This is a genomic window from uncultured Sphingomonas sp., from assembly GCF_964237335.1.
Lineage (GTDB): Bacteria > Pseudomonadota > Alphaproteobacteria > Sphingomonadales > Sphingomonadaceae > Sphingomonas.
Genome location: NZ_CAXSHM010000002.1, coordinates 1 through 14,413 on the forward strand (window position 1 = coordinate 1; position 14,413 = coordinate 14,413).

Genomic DNA, 14,413 nt, shown 5'->3' on the forward strand with positions numbered 1-14,413 from the left:
TGTCAGATCGGCAATCCACTTATCCCCGCTGTGCAGATTCCCCGAACCACCTCTAAGCGCGCGACGATCGCCCGGCGGAACAGCATCGCGACCGCCGTGGCGATCAGCGCCACCCCCAGCATCGTGGTGATGACATGGCCGCCGCCGTCGAAGCGGCTGCCCGCATAGGCAAGCGCGACGAAGGTGAGGGTGGTCGCGGGCACGCTGCCGACCGCCAGCCGCCGCACGACCCGCCAGTCCACCGAGCCGCCAGCGCCATGGACGCCGGTGCCCACCGTCTTGGTCGCCGATGCGTAGAGCAGGTCGGTCCCGACCGCGGTCGCCGGGTGGAAGCCGAAGACGAGCACCAGCAGCGGCGTCATCAGCGATCCACCGCCGACGCCGGTCAGCCCGACCAGCAGGCCGACGGCCAGCCCGGCCAGCGAATAGAGCGGCTCGATCCCGTGCCAGACCATCATCGCGCGACTTCTCCGACGTGTCCGGCCATCATCTGCGCGGTGCCGTCATCGGTGGCGAGGTAGTTTGTCTTGTGGGCGGCATGGTCCGGAACCACCCGCCGGCGCGATCGCAATCCGGTCAGACCGCGCGATCGGCGTCACGGTCCGCCTCCGGCCGGTGCGCGAGCAGGACGGCGGCGAGGCTGATCGCCGCCGCCGCCGACAGCCAGACGCCGGGGATGGCACGGTCGCCCGTCCGTGTGATCAGCCAGGTGACGATGAAGGGCGTGAACCCGCCGACCGCGCTCGCCAGGCTGTAGGCGAGGCTGAACCCGGACGCGCGCACCGCCGCCGGCACGATCTCGGTCAGATAGACGACCATCGCCGAATTGTAGCTGGCATAGAGCGCCGACAGCCACAGCTCGACCGCGACGAGCTTGCCGACCGACGGCGCCCCCGCCAGCCATCACATCGCCGGATAGGCGGTAAGGATGGTCAACGCAGTGCAGGCGATCAGGATCGGCCGCCGCCCGATCCGGTCCGAAAGCGATCCCATGATCGGCAGCCAGACGAGGTTGGATGCGCCGACGCCCGCCGTCACCCACAGGTTGTCGCGCTCGGGCAGATGGAGGAGCGCGCCGAACGTCGGGGTATAGGCGGTTATCATGTAGAAACTGACGGTGGTCATCAGCACCATCGCCACGCCGCCCAGCACGGCCGCCCGGCCGTGCCAGAGCACGCGCGCGATCTCGCGGATCGTCGCGGGAGCAGGCTGGCTCTCGAACTCGTCGCTTTCGCGCAGGTCGCGGCGGAGCAGGAACAGGAACGGGATCACCGAGCAGCCCAGCGCCAGCGGCACCCGCCAGCCCCAGGCCGCGAGCTGCGCCGGGCCAAGCAGCGACGACAGCGCGATCCCGACCAGCGCGGCGACGACCACCGCGACCTGCTGCGACGCGGACTGCCACGAGACGTAGAAGCCCTTACGCCCCGGCGGCGCGATCTCGGCAAGATAGACCGACACGTTGCCGAGTTCCGCCCCCGCCGAGAAGCCCTGGATCAGCCGGCCCATCAGGACGAGCACGGGCGCGAGCACGCCGATCGTCGCATAGGCGGGCGTGACGGTGAGCGTCAGGATGCCGACGCTCATCAGCGCCAGTGTCAGCAGCAACCCGGCGCGGCGTCCGTACCGATCGGTGAAACCACCCAGCACGATCGCGCCCAATGGCCGCATCAGGAAGCCGGCGCCGAAGGTGGCGAGCGATTTGAGCAACGTGCCCGTTTCGCTGCTGCCCGGGAAATACGCCGCCCCGATCGCGCCGGCGAAATAGCCGAACACCATGAAGTCGTACATCTCGAGGAAGTTGCCGCTCGCCACCCGCGCGATGTCGCCGGCGCGGCTGCGTGCGCCCGCGCGATCCGATAAGTCGGCTTGGGGTGATCTCATGTCGGCGTCCTCGGTCGGTCGCGGTCGTGCGCCAGCCTTCCCGCGACCCATGTGGACCGCACCGTGCGGTCGTCGCTCAGCACCTGCAGCGCGAACAGCCGCTCGGCAAGAGGCAGCCCGGCGGTGCGGCGCGCGAGCAGAGGCGTCGCGGCCGCGTCGAGCTGGACGAAATCGGCTTCCTGCCCCGGCTCCAGCGCGCCGATCCGGTCGGCGAGGCCCAGCAGTGCGGCGCCGCCCGCGGTCGCGAGGTGCAGCGCGCGGAACGGGTCGAGGCTGGCCCCGCGCATCTGCCCGACCTTGTACGCCTCGCCCATCGTCGCCAGCAGCGACAGGCTGGTCCCCGCGCCGACATCGCTGCCCAGCCCCACGCGGACGCCGTGCCCCGCGACCCGCTCCAGGTCGAACAGGCCCGAGCCCAGGAACAGGTTGGAACTGGGGCAGAAGGCGATCCCCGATCCGCAGGCCGTCATCCGGGCAAGCTCCCTCGTCCCGAGGTGGATGCCGTGCGCGAACACGGAGCGGGACCCGACGAGGCCGAACCGATCGTAGACGTCGAGGTAATCCGCCGCGTGCCGAAACCGCGCCGCCACCGCCGCCAGCTCGCCGTCGTTCTCCGCCAGATGCGTGTGGAGCAGCACATTTGGATGATCGGCGAGTATGTTCCCCGCATCCCGCAATTGCGCGTCGCTGGACGTCAGCGCGAAGCGCGGGCTGACGGCGTAGCCCAGCCGACCGCGCCCCCGCCACCGTGCGATCAGCGCCTCCGTGTCGGTCCGGCCCGACGCCACGTCGTCGCGCAACGTGTCGGGGCCCTGGTCCATCAGCACCTTGCCCGACACGATCCGCATGTTCCGCGCGAGCGCCGCCTCGAACAGCGCATCGACGGAGGCGGCGTGGACGGTCGCGAACGCCAGCGCGCTCGTGGTGCCGTGCCGGAGCAGCTCATCAAGGAAGAAGGCGGCGACCGCATCGGCATGGCCGCGGTCGGCGAAGGCGGCCTCGGCAGGGAAGATGTGGCGGGTCAGCCATTCGAGCAGCTGCTCGCCATGCGCGGCGATCCGGTCGATCTGCGGGTAGTGGACGTGCGCGTCGACGAAGCCGGGCACCAGCAGCCCGGGCAGGCGAGTGACGGCCATGTCGCGCGCCAACGTCGGCGCGAGCACCTCGTACGGCCCGCGCGCCACCACGATGCCGTCCTCCACCAGCACCAGCCCGTCCGGCTCGTGCCGGATCGCCGCGGCCCCCGCCACCGCGGGGTCGAGCGGCACGCTCAGCCACTCGCCGCGATAGCCGGTCACCGCCATGGCGGGCGTCTCCGCGCGCGCGCGATGCTCATCACGCGCACCCTGGCCGCATCGCCGTCACTCGTCCGCGTTGAGCCGCAACCGCAGCGCCACCGAGCGCGCATGCGCGGGCAGGCCCTCCGCCCGCGCCAGCGCCACCGTCGCCGGCCCGAGCGTCGCCAGGCTCGCTTCCGTCATTTGCAGGAAGCTGGTGCGCTTCATGAAGTCGAGCACCGAGAGGCCGGAAGAGAAGCGCGCGCGCCGTCCGGTGGGCAGGACGTGGTTGGGGCCGGCGACGTAATCGCCGATCGCCTCGGGCGTGTGCCGCCCCAGGAACACGGACCCTGCGTGGCGGACCTGGTCGAACAGCGACTGCGGATCGTCGGTCGCGATCTGGATATGCTCGGGTGCGAGCCGGTCGACCAGCGGCACCGCCTCGGCAAGCGACGCCACGACGATGATCGCACCGTTCGCGTCCCATGCCGTGCGCGCCACTTTCGCGGTGGCGAGCGTGCCGATCTGGCGGTCCACCGCCGCCGCCACCCGGTCCGCGAAGCCCGCGTCTTCGGTGAACAGGATCGATTGGGTGACAATGTCGTGCTCGGCCTGGCTCAGCAGGTCGGCGGCGATCCACTCGGGATCGTTGGCGCCGTCCGCCAGCACGACGATCTCGCTCGGCCCTGCGACCATATCGATGCCGACGACGCCGTAGAGCTGGCGCTTGGCCTCCGCGACCCAGGCGTTGCCCGGGCCGGTGACGACGTCGACGGGTCGGATACGGTCGGTGCCATAGGCGAGCGCGGCGATCGCCTGCGCGCCGCCAACGCGCCACACCTCGTCGACGCCCGCGACCAGCGCGGCGGCGAGCACCAGCGGGTTGATCGCGCCATGCGGCGTCGGCGTCACCATCGCCAGCCGTCCGACGCCGGCGACGCGCGCGGGGATCGCGTTCATCAGCACCGACGAGGGATAGGCGGCGCGCCCGCCGGGCACGTAGATGCCGGCCGCGTCCACGGCGTTCCACCGCGCGCCGAGCCGAACGCCCGCGTCGTCGGTGAACGCGCTGTCCGCGGGCCGCTGGCGCTCGTGATAGGCGCGGATGCGGTCAGCCGCGAGGTGGAGCGCGTCGCGCAAGGGCCGATCGAGCGCGTCGTACGCCGCCTGCCAGTCCGCCCGTTCGATCCGCCATCCGGTGTCCGCTAGATCGTGGCCGTCGAACTTGCGCGTACAGGCGGCGAGCGCGGCATCGCCTTCGTCGCGCACGCTGGCGAGGATCGTGCGCACGTCGCGCGACACGTCCGCGTCCGGCTCACGGCGCGCGTCGACCAGCGCGGCGAAGGCGGCGGCGAAGCCGGGCTCGGTGGTGGAAAGGCGGATCATGCCGCGATCTTCCCGGCCACCGCACGCCGGAACGCGTCGACCAGCGGCACCACGGCCGCGCGTGTCTTCATCGCCGCACGGTTGACGACGAGGCGCGACGACACCTCCATGATCCGCTCGACCTCGACCAGCCCGTTCTCGGCCAGAGTCCTGCCTGACGAGACGAGGTCGACGATCCGCGGCGCGAGGCCCAGGGTCGGCGCGAGCTCCATCGCGCCGTTCAGCTTCACGCACTCGGCCTGGATGCCGCGGGTGGCGAAATGCTCGGCGGTCAGGTGCGGATATTTGGTCGCGACGCGCACATGGCTCCAGCCACGCGGATCATCGTGCGCCGCCATCTCGGCGGGCTCGGCGATCGACAGCCGGCAATGGCCGATGCCGAGGTCCACCGGCGCGTATAGCTCCTCATAGGCGAACTCGCCCAGCACGTCCGACCCGACGATGCCGAGCTGCGCCGCGCCGTGCGCCACGAACGTCGCCACGTCGAACGCGCGGACACGAATGAGCTCGATGCCCGGATCGCTGGTGGCGAAGCGCAGCGCGCGGCTGTTCTCGTCGCCGAACGCGGGCTCGGGATGGATTCCCGCGCGCGCCAGCAGCGGCAGCGCCTCGGCGAGGATGCGCCCCTTGGGCACGGCGATGACGATGGGAGGAGGCATGGGAGGAGCAGACATGGCTGGCGGCGCTGTACGGTGTGCGCCGTACCCCCGCAACCGCGGCGGATGCCATTGCGCCGCTCGTGCGTTGGCGCGTCCGTGACCGAACGTATGAGGATAGGTCCGAGCCCCCGCGAGCGGGCAGGCTCGGCGGTGGCGGTGGCGGTCGTGATGGCCGGGATCGGCTGGCTGCTGTCGACCGCGCTGGCATTGCACGTGCCGCATGTGGTGTCGGGCGCGCTGGCGGCGTTCGACGTCGCGCCACCGCCGCCACCGCCGCCGCCCGTCGAGAAACCGCGCCCGCAGCGCGTCGCCCGCCGCGCGCGCCTGGCCCCCGCGCCGGCGGGCAAGCGCGCAACGCCTACCCCGGTCGTGCTGCCGCCGCCGGTGGTGACGCTTCCCGTGCCGCCCGTCGTTGCCGCGCCCATCGCCGGGGTGGGCGCGGCGCGGGACGCAGGCGCGTCCGATCACGGCAGCGGCACGGGCGCCGGCGGGCAGGGGAACGGCCGCGGTGGTGGCGGCGATGGCGAGGGGGGGCAGGACGAGCGGCTGATCCGCGACAAGCGACCGGGCGAACTGCCGCCGGCGGCGCGCCGCCTGAACGGGGTGCGGATCGTCGGCATGCACTGGATCGTGGGCGTCGACGGCCGCATCCACGATTGCCGCATCACCAGCTCGAGCGGCGATGCCGAGCTCGATGCGGAGACCTGCGACATCCTGACGAGGGAGCTGCGCTATGCTCCGGCGCTCGACGCGGCCGGGCGCAAGGTGCCGGTGACGATCGACGATGCGCAACAGCGCTGGGACGTCACCCACGCTCCGGGAAGCGATCGGGACGACGACTGAACCCGGCGCCCGCGATGTCGTGCGGGCGCCGGGTCATCATCCGATCAGCAGCCGTTGCGGCGGTTCTGCGCGGCGTCGTGCTTCTTGTCGAGATGACGGCCGAGCAGCGCGCCGCCGCCCGCGCCCGCCAGCGTCCCGAGCGTGCCGCCGCCCAGCACGTTGCCGAGCACGCCGCCGCCGACCGCGCCCGCGATCGTGCCCGTGGTGCCGCTCGACCGGCGGCAGCGGTAACGGTGATAGGTCCGGCCGCGATAATGGTGATAGGTCTGTGCCGAGGCGGCCGAGACCGGCAGGACGGTCGCTGCGGGAATGGCGAGGCCGAGCGCGGCGGCGGCCATCATCAGGTTCTTCATGAGTTACTCCCTGTGTTTATCGGACGGTCCGAAACGTCGACCCGTTCCTGGAGGTTGCATGGCAAGGGGTTGAGAGGGTCTGAACCGCCCCGACAGCCACTGTTCAGGCGATGGTTCAGGCAGCGATCGATCGACGTCGGGAATCCGCTCACGCGGGCCTCCCCTCCGTGTCCATCAGCACCTCGCGCCGGCCGACATGGTCGGGACGTCCGACGAGGCCGTCCTTCTCCATCCGCTCGATCAGCCGCGCGGCGGAGTTGTAGCCGATGCGCAACTGGCGTTGGAGCCACGAGGTGGACGCCTTCTGGCTTTCCGCCACCAATTGGCGGGCGGCGCGATATTGCTGGTCCTCCGCCGAGTCCTCGCCGTCGGGCGCGCCTTCGAGCTCGTAGCTTTCCAGCGGCTCCTCGGTGACGGACGAGATGTAGTCGGGCTGACCCTGCGCGCGCCAGTGATCGGCGACCGCATGCACCTCGTCGTCGCTGACGAACGGGCCATGGACGCGCGCGATGCCCTTGCCGCCCGGCATGTAGAGCATGTCGCCCTTGCCCAGCAGCTGCTCGGCGCCCTGTTCGCCCAGGATGGTGCGCGAATCGATCTTGCTGGTGACGTGGAAGCTGATCCGGGTCGGCAGGTTCGCCTTGATGACGCCGGTGATGACGTCCACCGACGGGCGCTGCGTGGCCATGATGAGGTGGATGCCCGCCGCGCGCGCCTTCTGCGCCAGCCGCTGGATCAGGAACTCCACCTCCTTGCCCGCCGTCATCATGAGGTCGGCGAGCTCGTCGACGATCACCACGATCTGCGGCAGCACGTCGTATTCGAGCTTCTCCTCCTCGTACACCGGCTGGCCGGTGTCGGGGTGGTAACCGGTCTGCACGCGCCGGCCGAGCGGCTGGCCCTTGTCGCGCGCGCCGCGCACCTTGTCGTTGAAGCTGGCGAGACTGCGCACGCCGACCGACGACATCTGGCGGTAGCGGTCCTCCATCTGCTCGACCGCCCATTTGAGCGCGCGCACCGCCTTGGCTGGATCGGTGACGACCGGGGACAGCAGGTGGGGGATGTCCTCGTACATGCTCAGCTCGAGCATCTTGGGATCGATCATGATCATCCGGCACTCCGCCGGCGTCCGCCGATAGAGGAGCGACAGGATCATGCAGTTGAGCCCGACCGACTTGCCGGATCCGGTGGTGCCCGCGACGAGCAGGTGCGGCATCGGCGCCAGATCGGTGATGACGGGATCGCCGGCGATGTTCTTGCCCAGGATGATCGGCAGGCTGGCCGCCATGTCCTGGAACGTCGCCGAGCCGACCAGCTCGTGCAGGTTCACCTGCTCGCGCCGCGCGTTGGGCAGCTCGATGCCGATGACGTTGCGCCCCGGGATGACGGCGACGCGCGCGGAGATCGCGCTCATGTTGCGGGCGATGTCGTCGGCCAGTGCGATCACCCGGCTCGCCTTGATGCCGGGCGCGGGCTCCAGCTCGTACATCGTCACCACCGGCCCAGGGCGGACGGTGGTGATGGCCCCCTGCACCTTGAAGTCGTCCAGCACGTTCTCGAGCAGCCGCGCGCTTCGATCGAGCGCCGCCTTGTCGATCGTGCCGCGCACCGGCGGCGGACCCTGCGCCAGCAGCTCCAGCGGAGGGAGCTCATAATCGTCCTTGAGCCCGCCCGTCCGCTGTGGCGTGCCCGGCGGCTTTGCCTTGACGATCGCGGGCGCGAGCGAGCGGTCGGCGATCACAGGACCCGGGCGCTGCTCCGCCGCCGGCACGCCGCGCCCACGGGCGGGCGGGCGGGCGGATGGCTCGTCCTCCGCATCCTCCGGACCGGCGAAGCGGTCGACCGGGGCCGTGTCGTCACCCTCGTCGTCAAGATACTCCTCTTGGTCGTCGTCCGGCTCGGACCCGCGGGAGCGCCGCAGCGTCGGCATCCGGCGCAGCCGCTCGCGCCAGTCGACCTCCAGCGCATGGCCCCACAGCAGCGCGCCCGATCCGCCCGCGATCAGCCCCAGCGCGCGCGCGCCCCATAGCTGCACCTGATGATTGTCGACGAACGACAGTCCCCAATGCGCGATCTCGGCGACCCCGAGCCCGACGAGCCCGCCCCAGCCCGCCGGCAACGCCAGCACCGCCGCGTCGGAGACGAAGGCGAGCGCCGCCGCCATCAGCGCGACGCCGATCACCGCGATCCGCGCCATCCGGCCCCAGCGCCCGACCGGCTGGCCGCGCCACAGCCGCGCCGCGACGATCGGCGGCACCGGCAGCATCAGCGCGACCGCGGGCCCGAGCAGCGTCAGCGCGGCGTCCGCGAACCACGCCCCGCCCCAGCCGGCGAGGTTGCGCGTCGCGGCACCCGAGGCGGTGTTGAGCGCCGCGTCGCCGGGGTGGTAGCTCGCCAGCGCCAGCGCCGCGAGCAGCGTCAGCGCGATCGCGCCGCCCCGCGCCGCGCCCTGCCGCACCGACGTGCGCCACACCGTCGGCTGCCCCCCAAGCTGCGCCCGGCTCGCCATCGCCCCATTCCCCATCCGTTCCGGCGACGATGTCTTGCCGAGGCGCCCGATGGCGTCAAGCCGCCGCCGCGCTGACGATCAGCCTGAACGCCGACCTTCGGCCTGCTTCAGGGTCCGGCAATGTCGATACGGATATGAAACCTCCAGGCCATTGCCTAGTTACGACGATCAGAAGGAGACGCGCGATGAAGAAGACGATGTTGGCCGCGATGGCCGTGATGACGATGGCGCCGGCTATGCTGCCGGGCGCGGCCGTGGCGCAGAGCGACAACGGGTATCGCCAGGGCGACAACGGCTATCGCCAGGGCCCTAACACCTACCGCGGCGACGACGGACGCTATTATCCGTGCAAGAAGTCCAGCGGCACCACGGGCACCGTGGCGGGCGCGGTCGGCGGCGGCGTTCTTGGCCATGTCCTGGGCGGCGGCACGCTAGGCACGCTGGCCGGTGCGGGCGGCGGCGCGCTCCTTGGCCGTCACCTCGACAAGAAGCATGACGCGGCACAGAACCGCAAGAACGGCTGCTGAACTCGTCGCGCCGCATAACGCGGCAACTTACGATATCCGACCCGCTCGCCATTCGGCGGGCGGGTCGTTTCCTATAGCGGACCCGCTGGCACGCGTCGCCGCAGGGGCGTAGGGCGCGAACATGATCCAGACGGACGTTCTCATCCTCGGCGGCGGCCTGGTCGGCGCCTGCCTTGCGACCGCGCTCGATGCGCATGGCCTCTCGTGCGTCGTCGTCGATCCCGCCGATCCGGCGGTGACGCTGGCGCCGGGGTTCGACGGCCGCGCGTCCGCGGTGGCGAGCGCGAGCGGGCGGATGCTCGACGCGATCGGCGTCGGCGCGGCGCTGGCCGGCCGTGGCTGCGCGATCCGCTCGATCCGCGTCAGCGATGGCCTGGCGCCGGGCAAGCTCGACTTCGTCTCGGGCGAAGGCGACGGCCCGTTGGGCACGATGTACGAGAACAAGCTGCTGCGCCGCGTGCTGCACGACGCCGCGTTGAGGGCGACGCTGGTCGATCTGAAGATGCAGACGCGCGCGACGGACGTGACCCGCGACGGCGCGGGTGTCCACGCGACGCTGTCGACCGGCGAGGACGTGCGCGCCGAGCTTCTGGTGGCGGCGGAAGGACGCAACTCGCCGACGCGGGCGGCGGCCGGGATCGCCGTCGCGCGCTGGTCCTACGCTCACCGCGCGATCATCGCCGCCTTCCACCACGAGCGCGCGCACGACGCGACGGCATATGAGATCTTCTATCCCGCCGGGCCGTTCGCGATCCTGCCGCTCCCCGACGACGAGCAGGGCCATCGCTCGGCGCTGGTCTGGACGGTGGCGGAGCGCGACGCGGCCGGCATGCTGAAGCTCGGGAACCGGGGCTTCCTGGCGGAGGCGGAAGCGCGGATGGGCGGGTTCCTCGGCCGGTTGTCCGCGGCGGCGCCGCGCTCGTCCTATCCGCTCGGCTTCCACCACACCGTGCGCGTTACCGCCGAGCGGCTGGCGCTGGTGGGCGATGCGGGCCACGGCATCCATCCGATCGCGGGACAGGGCCTCAACCTCGGCCTGCGCGATGTCGCCGCGCTCGTCGAGGTGCTGGCGGAGGGGCGGCGGCTGGGGCTGGACCTGGGCGATGCGCAGCTCCTCGCCCGCTACGAGCGGTGGCGCTCGCTCGACACCACGATGGTCGCGGTGGCGACCGACACGCTGACCCGGCTGTTCGGCGTGCCCGGCACGACCGCCAGCGCGGTGCGGCGGTTCGGCATCGCGGCGGTCGATCGGATCGCCCCGCTCAAGGACCGCTTCATGGCCGAGGCGCGCGGCGAGAGCGGCGATGTGCCCAGGCTTCTGCAAGGCGTTATGGCATAGACCACCGTCACCCCGGCCTTGAGCCGGGTCCCGCTTCTTCTACATAGTCGCGAGCCGCAGGAGCGGGACCTCGGGTCAAGCCCGGGGTGACGAGACTACTCCCCATACCCCTTCAGCTCATCGCCGGCCACCCGCACGACGTGCAGCACGTTGGTCGATCCCGGCGTCTTGAACGGCACGCCCGCCATGACGATGATCCGGTCGCCCGCGCGCGCGATGCCGTGACGCAGCGCCATGCGCTTCGATTTCGCCACCATCTCCTCGAACGACGACACGTCGCGCGTGTGGACGGCGTAGGTGCCCCACAGCAGCCCCAGCCGCCGCGCCGTCTCCTCCTTCGGCGTCAGCACCAGTATCGGCACGCTCGGCCGCTCGCGCGCGACGCGGCGTGCGGTGGAGCCCGACGAGGTGAAGCACACGATCGCCTTCGCCGACACGGTGCGCGCGATCGTCGCCGCCGCCTCCGCCAGCGCGTCCGCGGTCGTGGGATCGGGCTTGGTGACGGTGAAGTGGATGCGATCACCGTGGCCGGGATCGAGTTCCACCGCCTCGCCGATCGCGTTCATCATCGCGACCGACTGCACCGGCCAGTCGCCCGCCGCGCTCTCCGCCGACAGCATGATCGCGTCCGCGCCGTCGTAGATCGCGGTCGCGACGTCCGACACCTCGGCGCGGGTGGGCGAGGGCGACTTTATCATCGATTCCAGCATCTGAGTCGCGACCACGACCGGTCGCCCCATCCGGCGCGACACCTCGACGATCCGCTTCTGCAGCGGCGGCACCTGCTGCGGCGGCATCTCGACGCCCAAATCGCCGCGCGCGACCATCACGCCGTCGCATGCCTCGATGATCTCCTCCAGCCGCTCGATCGCCGCCGGCTTCTCGATCTTGGCGAGCAGCGCCGCGCGGCCGCCGATCAGCAGCCTCGCCTCGGCCAGGTCCTCGGGCCGCTGCACGAACGACAGCGCGATCCAGTCGACGTTCCGGTCGACCGCGAAGGCGAGGTCCGACCGGTCCTTGTCGGTCAGCGCCGCCATCGGCAGCACCACGTCGGGCACGTTCAGCCCCTTGTTGTCGCTGAGCGCGCCGCCGATCTCGACCAGCGTTTCGATCCGGTCGGGGCCGTGGTCGGTAACGCGCAGCACCAGCTTGCCGTCGTCGAGCAACAATCGCGCGCCCGGCTCGATCGCCGCGAAGATCTCGCGATGCGGCAGTTCGACACGCGTCGCGTCGCCCGGCTCCCCCGAGCGGTCGAGCATGAACGTCGATCCGGTGACGAGCTCGATCCGCCCGCCCGCGAACCGCCCGACGCGCAGCTTGGGTCCCTGGAGGTCGGCGAGGATCGTCGTCGGGCGGCCGAACCGTTTCTCCAGCGACCGGATCGCCTCGATCACGGCCACTTTCCCGGCCTGGTCGCCATGGCTCATGTTGATCCGGAACGCGTCCGCGCCCGCCTGGAACAGCGTCGCGATCATCTCGGGCGTGCTGGACGCGGGGCCGAGCGTCGCCAGCACGCGCACTTTGCGTGCTCGCGGAGCGGGGCGCGCACGCGGCTCGGCTCCGGGACCGGTCCGCTCGCTCGGGGCCTTGGTCATGGCGCGTCTTCCTCGGCTTGTGCGGAGGCCGGTCTAGGGAATAACGCGGGGCGATCAACGAGGGATCGTACATCGTGGGAATCGACGACATCGACGATGCGACGGCGGCCGCCGCGTTCCGCCGGCTGGTGACGCACCTGCAGCACCGGTCGGATGCGCAGAACATCGACCTGATGGGACTCGCCGGCTTCTGCCGCAACTGCCTGGGCGACTGGGTGGCGGAGGCGAGCGGCGACGCGATCGACAAGGCGGCGGCGCGCGAGGCGGTCCACGGAATGTCGGCGCCCGACTGGAAGGCGAGCCAGCCGCCCGCGACGCCCGAACAGATGGCGCGCATGGCCGACAGCCTGGCGAAGAACGCGTGACGCGCCGGCCCCGCGTGGTTAAGGCGCGCGGCCCTTCCCGGAACGCCATAACAGGATACCATCGCCCATGACCGACAACGTCTCCGCCGAACAACTCCGCCAGTTCATCGAGCGCATCGAGCGGCTGGAGGAGGAGAAGCGCGGCCTCCAGGATGACATCAAGGACACCTATACCGAGGCGAAATCGACCGGCTTCGACGCCAAGACGATGCGTACCATCGTCCGCCTGCGCCGCATGGAGAAGCACCACCGCGACGAGGCGGACGCGTTGCTAGAGACCTATCGCCAGGCGCTCGGCCTGCACTGATGCCGCTTCGCCCCTCCTCGCTCGCCGACCTCGCGCAGCGGCTGCTCGGCAAGCAGCTCGCGGAGCTCGATCCCGAGCAGCGGCGGGTGCTGGAGGGGATCGAGACCGGCAAGGCGGTCAGCCGCGACGCCGCCGACGTGTCCGACGAGCGCGCCGATTTCGGGGCTCGCCTGTCCGACCGGGTGGCGGCGGTCGGCGGTTCGTGGAGCTTCATCATCGCGTTCAGCGTGGTGCTGGTCGGCTGGATGATCCTCAACTCCGACGTGCTCGGCCATTTCGGCCTGGCGTTCGATCCCTATCCTTACATCTTCCTCAACCTGATGCTCTCGACGGTCGCGGCGATCCAGGCGCCGGTCATCATGATGAGCCAGAACCGCCAGTCGGAGAAGGACCGGCTCGCCGCCAGCCTGGATTACGAGACCAACCTGCGCGCGGAGCTCGACATCCTGCGGCTGCACGAGAAGATGGACCACCTCGTGATCGACCGGCTGGCGGCGCTGGAAGCCAAGATCGACCGGCTGGCGCAGACGCCGCAGGAGCCCTAAGAAGCCGGTTCAACATCGATATTTGCGGGTTTTGTCATCCCTGCCGGGGTCCCCGCAAAGTACCACTTTGCGGGGTTTATTCATGGCCGGCCATTCCAAGTACAAGAACATCATGTACCGCAAGGGCGCGCAGGACAAGAAGCGCTCCGCGTCGTTCAGCAAGCTGTCGCGCGAGATCACGGTGGCGGCGAAGTCCGGCCTGCCCGATCCCGATTCCAACGCCCGCCTGCGCGCCGCGATCAACGCCGCCAAGGCCGCGTCGATGCCCAAGGACAATATCCAGCGCTCGATCGACAAGGCGAGCCGCGCCGATGCCGAGAATTACGAGGAGATCCGCTACGAGGGGTTCGGCCCCGGCGGCGTGTCGCTCATCATCGAGGCGCTGACCGACAACCGCAACCGCACCGCGACCAACGTGCGCACCGCCGTGTCCAAGAACGGTGGCAATCTGGGCTCGGCGGGGTCCGTCAGCCACGGGTTCGATCGGGTGGGCCTCATCAATTATCCGGCCGCCGCCGGCGGCGGCGAGACGGTGTTCGAGGCCGCGCTGGAAGCGGGCGCCGAGGACGTGACGTCGGGCGAGGACGGCCACGAGATCTGGACGAGCGTCGCCGACCTGCACGAGGTGACCAAGGCGCTGACCCCGGTGCTCGGCGAGCCCGAAGGCGCGAAGCTCGCCTGGCGCGCGCAGACGACCGTCGCGGTGGGCGAGGGCGAGGCGGAACAGCTGTTCCGCCTGATCGACACGCTCGACGACGACGACGACGTGCAGACCGTCTGGGGCAATTACGAGGTCAGCGACGAGGTGCTGGAGCGGCTGGGTTAGG

15 protein-coding genes and 1 pseudogene are annotated in these 14,413 nt (G+C 70.9%); 7 read left to right on the plus strand and 9 right to left on the minus strand.

Annotated elements, in window-relative coordinates:
• Nucleotides 1–53: 53 nt before the first annotated feature.
• From ACFE65_RS01390 to hisG, 6 genes and pseudogenes are all read right to left on the minus strand, one after another.
• Nucleotides 54–458: pseudogene (locus ACFE65_RS01390) on the minus strand (TSUP family transporter); the annotation flags it as partial.
• A gap of 118 nt (nucleotides 459–576) precedes the next feature.
• Nucleotides 577–819: a hypothetical protein gene (locus tag ACFE65_RS01395; RefSeq protein WP_375380543.1), complete on the minus strand. Its 243-nt coding sequence runs from the start codon at nucleotides 817–819 to the stop codon at nucleotides 577–579.
• A gap of 84 nt (nucleotides 820–903) precedes the next feature.
• Nucleotides 904–1,881: a tricarballylate/proton symporter TcuC gene (gene tcuC / locus ACFE65_RS01400; protein ID WP_375380544.1), complete on the minus strand. Its 978-nt coding sequence runs from the start codon at nucleotides 1,879–1,881 to the stop codon at nucleotides 904–906.
• On the minus strand, nucleotides 1,878–3,185 hold the full coding sequence (gene guaD, locus ACFE65_RS01405; protein ID WP_375380545.1) for a guanine deaminase: 1,308 nt from the start codon (nucleotides 3,183–3,185) through the stop codon (nucleotides 1,878–1,880). Before guaD ends, tcuC begins: the two co-directional genes overlap by 4 nt.
• Before the next feature lie 57 nt (nucleotides 3,186–3,242).
• Nucleotides 3,243–4,544, minus strand: a complete 1,302-nt coding sequence (hisD, locus tag ACFE65_RS01410; RefSeq protein WP_375380546.1) for a histidinol dehydrogenase — start codon at nucleotides 4,542–4,544, stop codon at nucleotides 3,243–3,245.
• The gene (hisG, locus tag ACFE65_RS01415) at nucleotides 4,541–5,203 is read right to left on the minus strand and encodes an ATP phosphoribosyltransferase (protein ID WP_375380547.1); all 663 of its coding nucleotides are present in this window, start codon (nucleotides 5,201–5,203) and stop codon (nucleotides 4,541–4,543) included. The genes hisD and hisG overlap by 4 nt, the downstream gene beginning before the upstream one ends.
• A 96-nt stretch (nucleotides 5,204–5,299) precedes the next feature.
• On the opposite strand from hisG, the gene ACFE65_RS01420 reads away from it, so the two are divergent.
• Nucleotides 5,300–6,046 (plus strand): energy transducer TonB, encoded by a 747-nt coding sequence (locus tag ACFE65_RS01420; RefSeq protein WP_375380548.1) that lies wholly within the window; start codon nucleotides 5,300–5,302, stop codon nucleotides 6,044–6,046.
• A 44-nt stretch (nucleotides 6,047–6,090) separates the two neighbouring features.
• Here the strand turns inward: ACFE65_RS01420 and ACFE65_RS01425 are convergent, their stop codons facing one another.
• Nucleotides 6,091–6,399 carry a glycine zipper 2TM domain-containing protein gene (locus tag ACFE65_RS01425; protein ID WP_375380549.1) on the minus strand — a complete coding sequence of 103 codons (309 nt, stop codon included), beginning with the start codon at nucleotides 6,397–6,399 and terminating at the stop codon, nucleotides 6,091–6,093.
• Between the two features lie 148 nt (nucleotides 6,400–6,547).
• The gene (locus ACFE65_RS01430) at nucleotides 6,548–8,908 is read right to left on the minus strand and encodes a DNA translocase FtsK 4TM domain-containing protein (RefSeq protein ID WP_375380550.1); all 2,361 of its coding nucleotides are present in this window, start codon (nucleotides 8,906–8,908) and stop codon (nucleotides 6,548–6,550) included.
• 185 nt (nucleotides 8,909–9,093) lie between these two features.
• On the opposite strand from ACFE65_RS01430, the gene ACFE65_RS01435 reads away from it, so the two are divergent.
• Both ACFE65_RS01435 and ACFE65_RS01440 read left to right on the plus strand, forming a co-directional pair.
• Complete coding sequence (locus ACFE65_RS01435) at nucleotides 9,094–9,435, plus strand: glycine zipper 2TM domain-containing protein (protein ID WP_375380551.1); 342 nt, start codon at nucleotides 9,094–9,096, stop codon at nucleotides 9,433–9,435.
• Nucleotides 9,436–9,556: 121 nt separating this feature from the next.
• Nucleotides 9,557–10,774, plus strand: a complete 1,218-nt coding sequence (locus ACFE65_RS01440; protein ID WP_375380552.1) for an FAD-dependent monooxygenase — start codon at nucleotides 9,557–9,559, stop codon at nucleotides 10,772–10,774.
• 95 nt (nucleotides 10,775–10,869) lie between these two features.
• Here the strand turns inward: ACFE65_RS01440 and pyk are convergent, their stop codons facing one another.
• Nucleotides 10,870–12,369: a pyruvate kinase gene (gene pyk, locus ACFE65_RS01445; RefSeq protein WP_375380553.1), complete on the minus strand. Its 1,500-nt coding sequence runs from the start codon at nucleotides 12,367–12,369 to the stop codon at nucleotides 10,870–10,872.
• Nucleotides 12,370–12,443: 74 nt separating this feature from the next.
• On the opposite strand from pyk, the gene ACFE65_RS01450 reads away from it, so the two are divergent.
• The 4 genes from ACFE65_RS01450 to ACFE65_RS01465 all read left to right on the plus strand — a co-directional run bounded on the left by ACFE65_RS01450 (nucleotide 12,444) and on the right by ACFE65_RS01465 (nucleotide 14,412).
• Nucleotides 12,444–12,734 (plus strand): DUF1244 domain-containing protein, encoded by a 291-nt coding sequence (locus ACFE65_RS01450; protein WP_375380554.1) that lies wholly within the window; start codon nucleotides 12,444–12,446, stop codon nucleotides 12,732–12,734.
• A 67-nt stretch (nucleotides 12,735–12,801) separates the two neighbouring features.
• The gene (locus tag ACFE65_RS01455) at nucleotides 12,802–13,041 is read left to right on the plus strand and encodes a DUF2312 domain-containing protein (protein ID WP_375380555.1); all 240 of its coding nucleotides are present in this window, start codon (nucleotides 12,802–12,804) and stop codon (nucleotides 13,039–13,041) included.
• Nucleotides 13,041–13,586 (plus strand): DUF1003 domain-containing protein, encoded by a 546-nt coding sequence (locus tag ACFE65_RS01460; protein WP_375380556.1) that lies wholly within the window; start codon nucleotides 13,041–13,043, stop codon nucleotides 13,584–13,586. The genes ACFE65_RS01455 and ACFE65_RS01460 overlap by 1 nt, the downstream gene beginning before the upstream one ends.
• A gap of 82 nt (nucleotides 13,587–13,668) precedes the next feature.
• Complete coding sequence (locus tag ACFE65_RS01465) at nucleotides 13,669–14,412, plus strand: YebC/PmpR family DNA-binding transcriptional regulator (RefSeq protein WP_375380557.1); 744 nt, start codon at nucleotides 13,669–13,671, stop codon at nucleotides 14,410–14,412.
• Nucleotide 14,413: the final 1 nt, after the last annotated feature.

What these genes read in the sequence shown, in the direction of transcription:
- ACFE65_RS01395 (WP_375380543.1), bottom strand. Translation starts at nt 819, where the DNA reads ATGGTCGTCTATCTGACCGAGATCGTGCCGGCGGCGGTGCGCGCGTCC.
- tcuC (WP_375380544.1), bottom strand. Translation starts at nt 1,881, where the DNA reads ATGAGATCACCCCAAGCCGACTTATCGGATCGCGCGGGCGCACGCAGC.
- guaD (WP_375380545.1), bottom strand. Translation starts at nt 3,185, where the DNA reads ATGGCGGTGACCGGCTATCGCGGCGAGTGGCTGAGCGTGCCGCTCGAC.
- hisD (WP_375380546.1), bottom strand. Translation starts at nt 4,544, where the DNA reads ATGATCCGCCTTTCCACCACCGAGCCCGGCTTCGCCGCCGCCTTCGCC.
- hisG (WP_375380547.1), bottom strand. Translation starts at nt 5,203, where the DNA reads ATGCCTCCTCCCATCGTCATCGCCGTGCCCAAGGGGCGCATCCTCGCC.
- ACFE65_RS01425 (WP_375380549.1), bottom strand. Translation starts at nt 6,399, where the DNA reads ATGAAGAACCTGATGATGGCCGCCGCCGCGCTCGGCCTCGCCATTCCC.
- ACFE65_RS01430 (WP_375380550.1), bottom strand. Translation starts at nt 8,908, where the DNA reads ATGGCGAGCCGGGCGCAGCTTGGGGGGCAGCCGACGGTGTGGCGCACG.
- ACFE65_RS01435 (WP_375380551.1), top strand. Translation starts at nt 9,094, where the DNA reads ATGAAGAAGACGATGTTGGCCGCGATGGCCGTGATGACGATGGCGCCG.
- ACFE65_RS01440 (WP_375380552.1), top strand. Translation starts at nt 9,557, where the DNA reads ATGATCCAGACGGACGTTCTCATCCTCGGCGGCGGCCTGGTCGGCGCC.
- pyk (WP_375380553.1), bottom strand. Translation starts at nt 12,369, where the DNA reads ATGACCAAGGCCCCGAGCGAGCGGACCGGTCCCGGAGCCGAGCCGCGT.
- ACFE65_RS01455 (WP_375380555.1), top strand. Translation starts at nt 12,802, where the DNA reads ATGACCGACAACGTCTCCGCCGAACAACTCCGCCAGTTCATCGAGCGC.
- ACFE65_RS01460 (WP_375380556.1), top strand. Translation starts at nt 13,041, where the DNA reads ATGCCGCTTCGCCCCTCCTCGCTCGCCGACCTCGCGCAGCGGCTGCTC.
- ACFE65_RS01465 (WP_375380557.1), top strand. Translation starts at nt 13,669, where the DNA reads ATGGCCGGCCATTCCAAGTACAAGAACATCATGTACCGCAAGGGCGCG.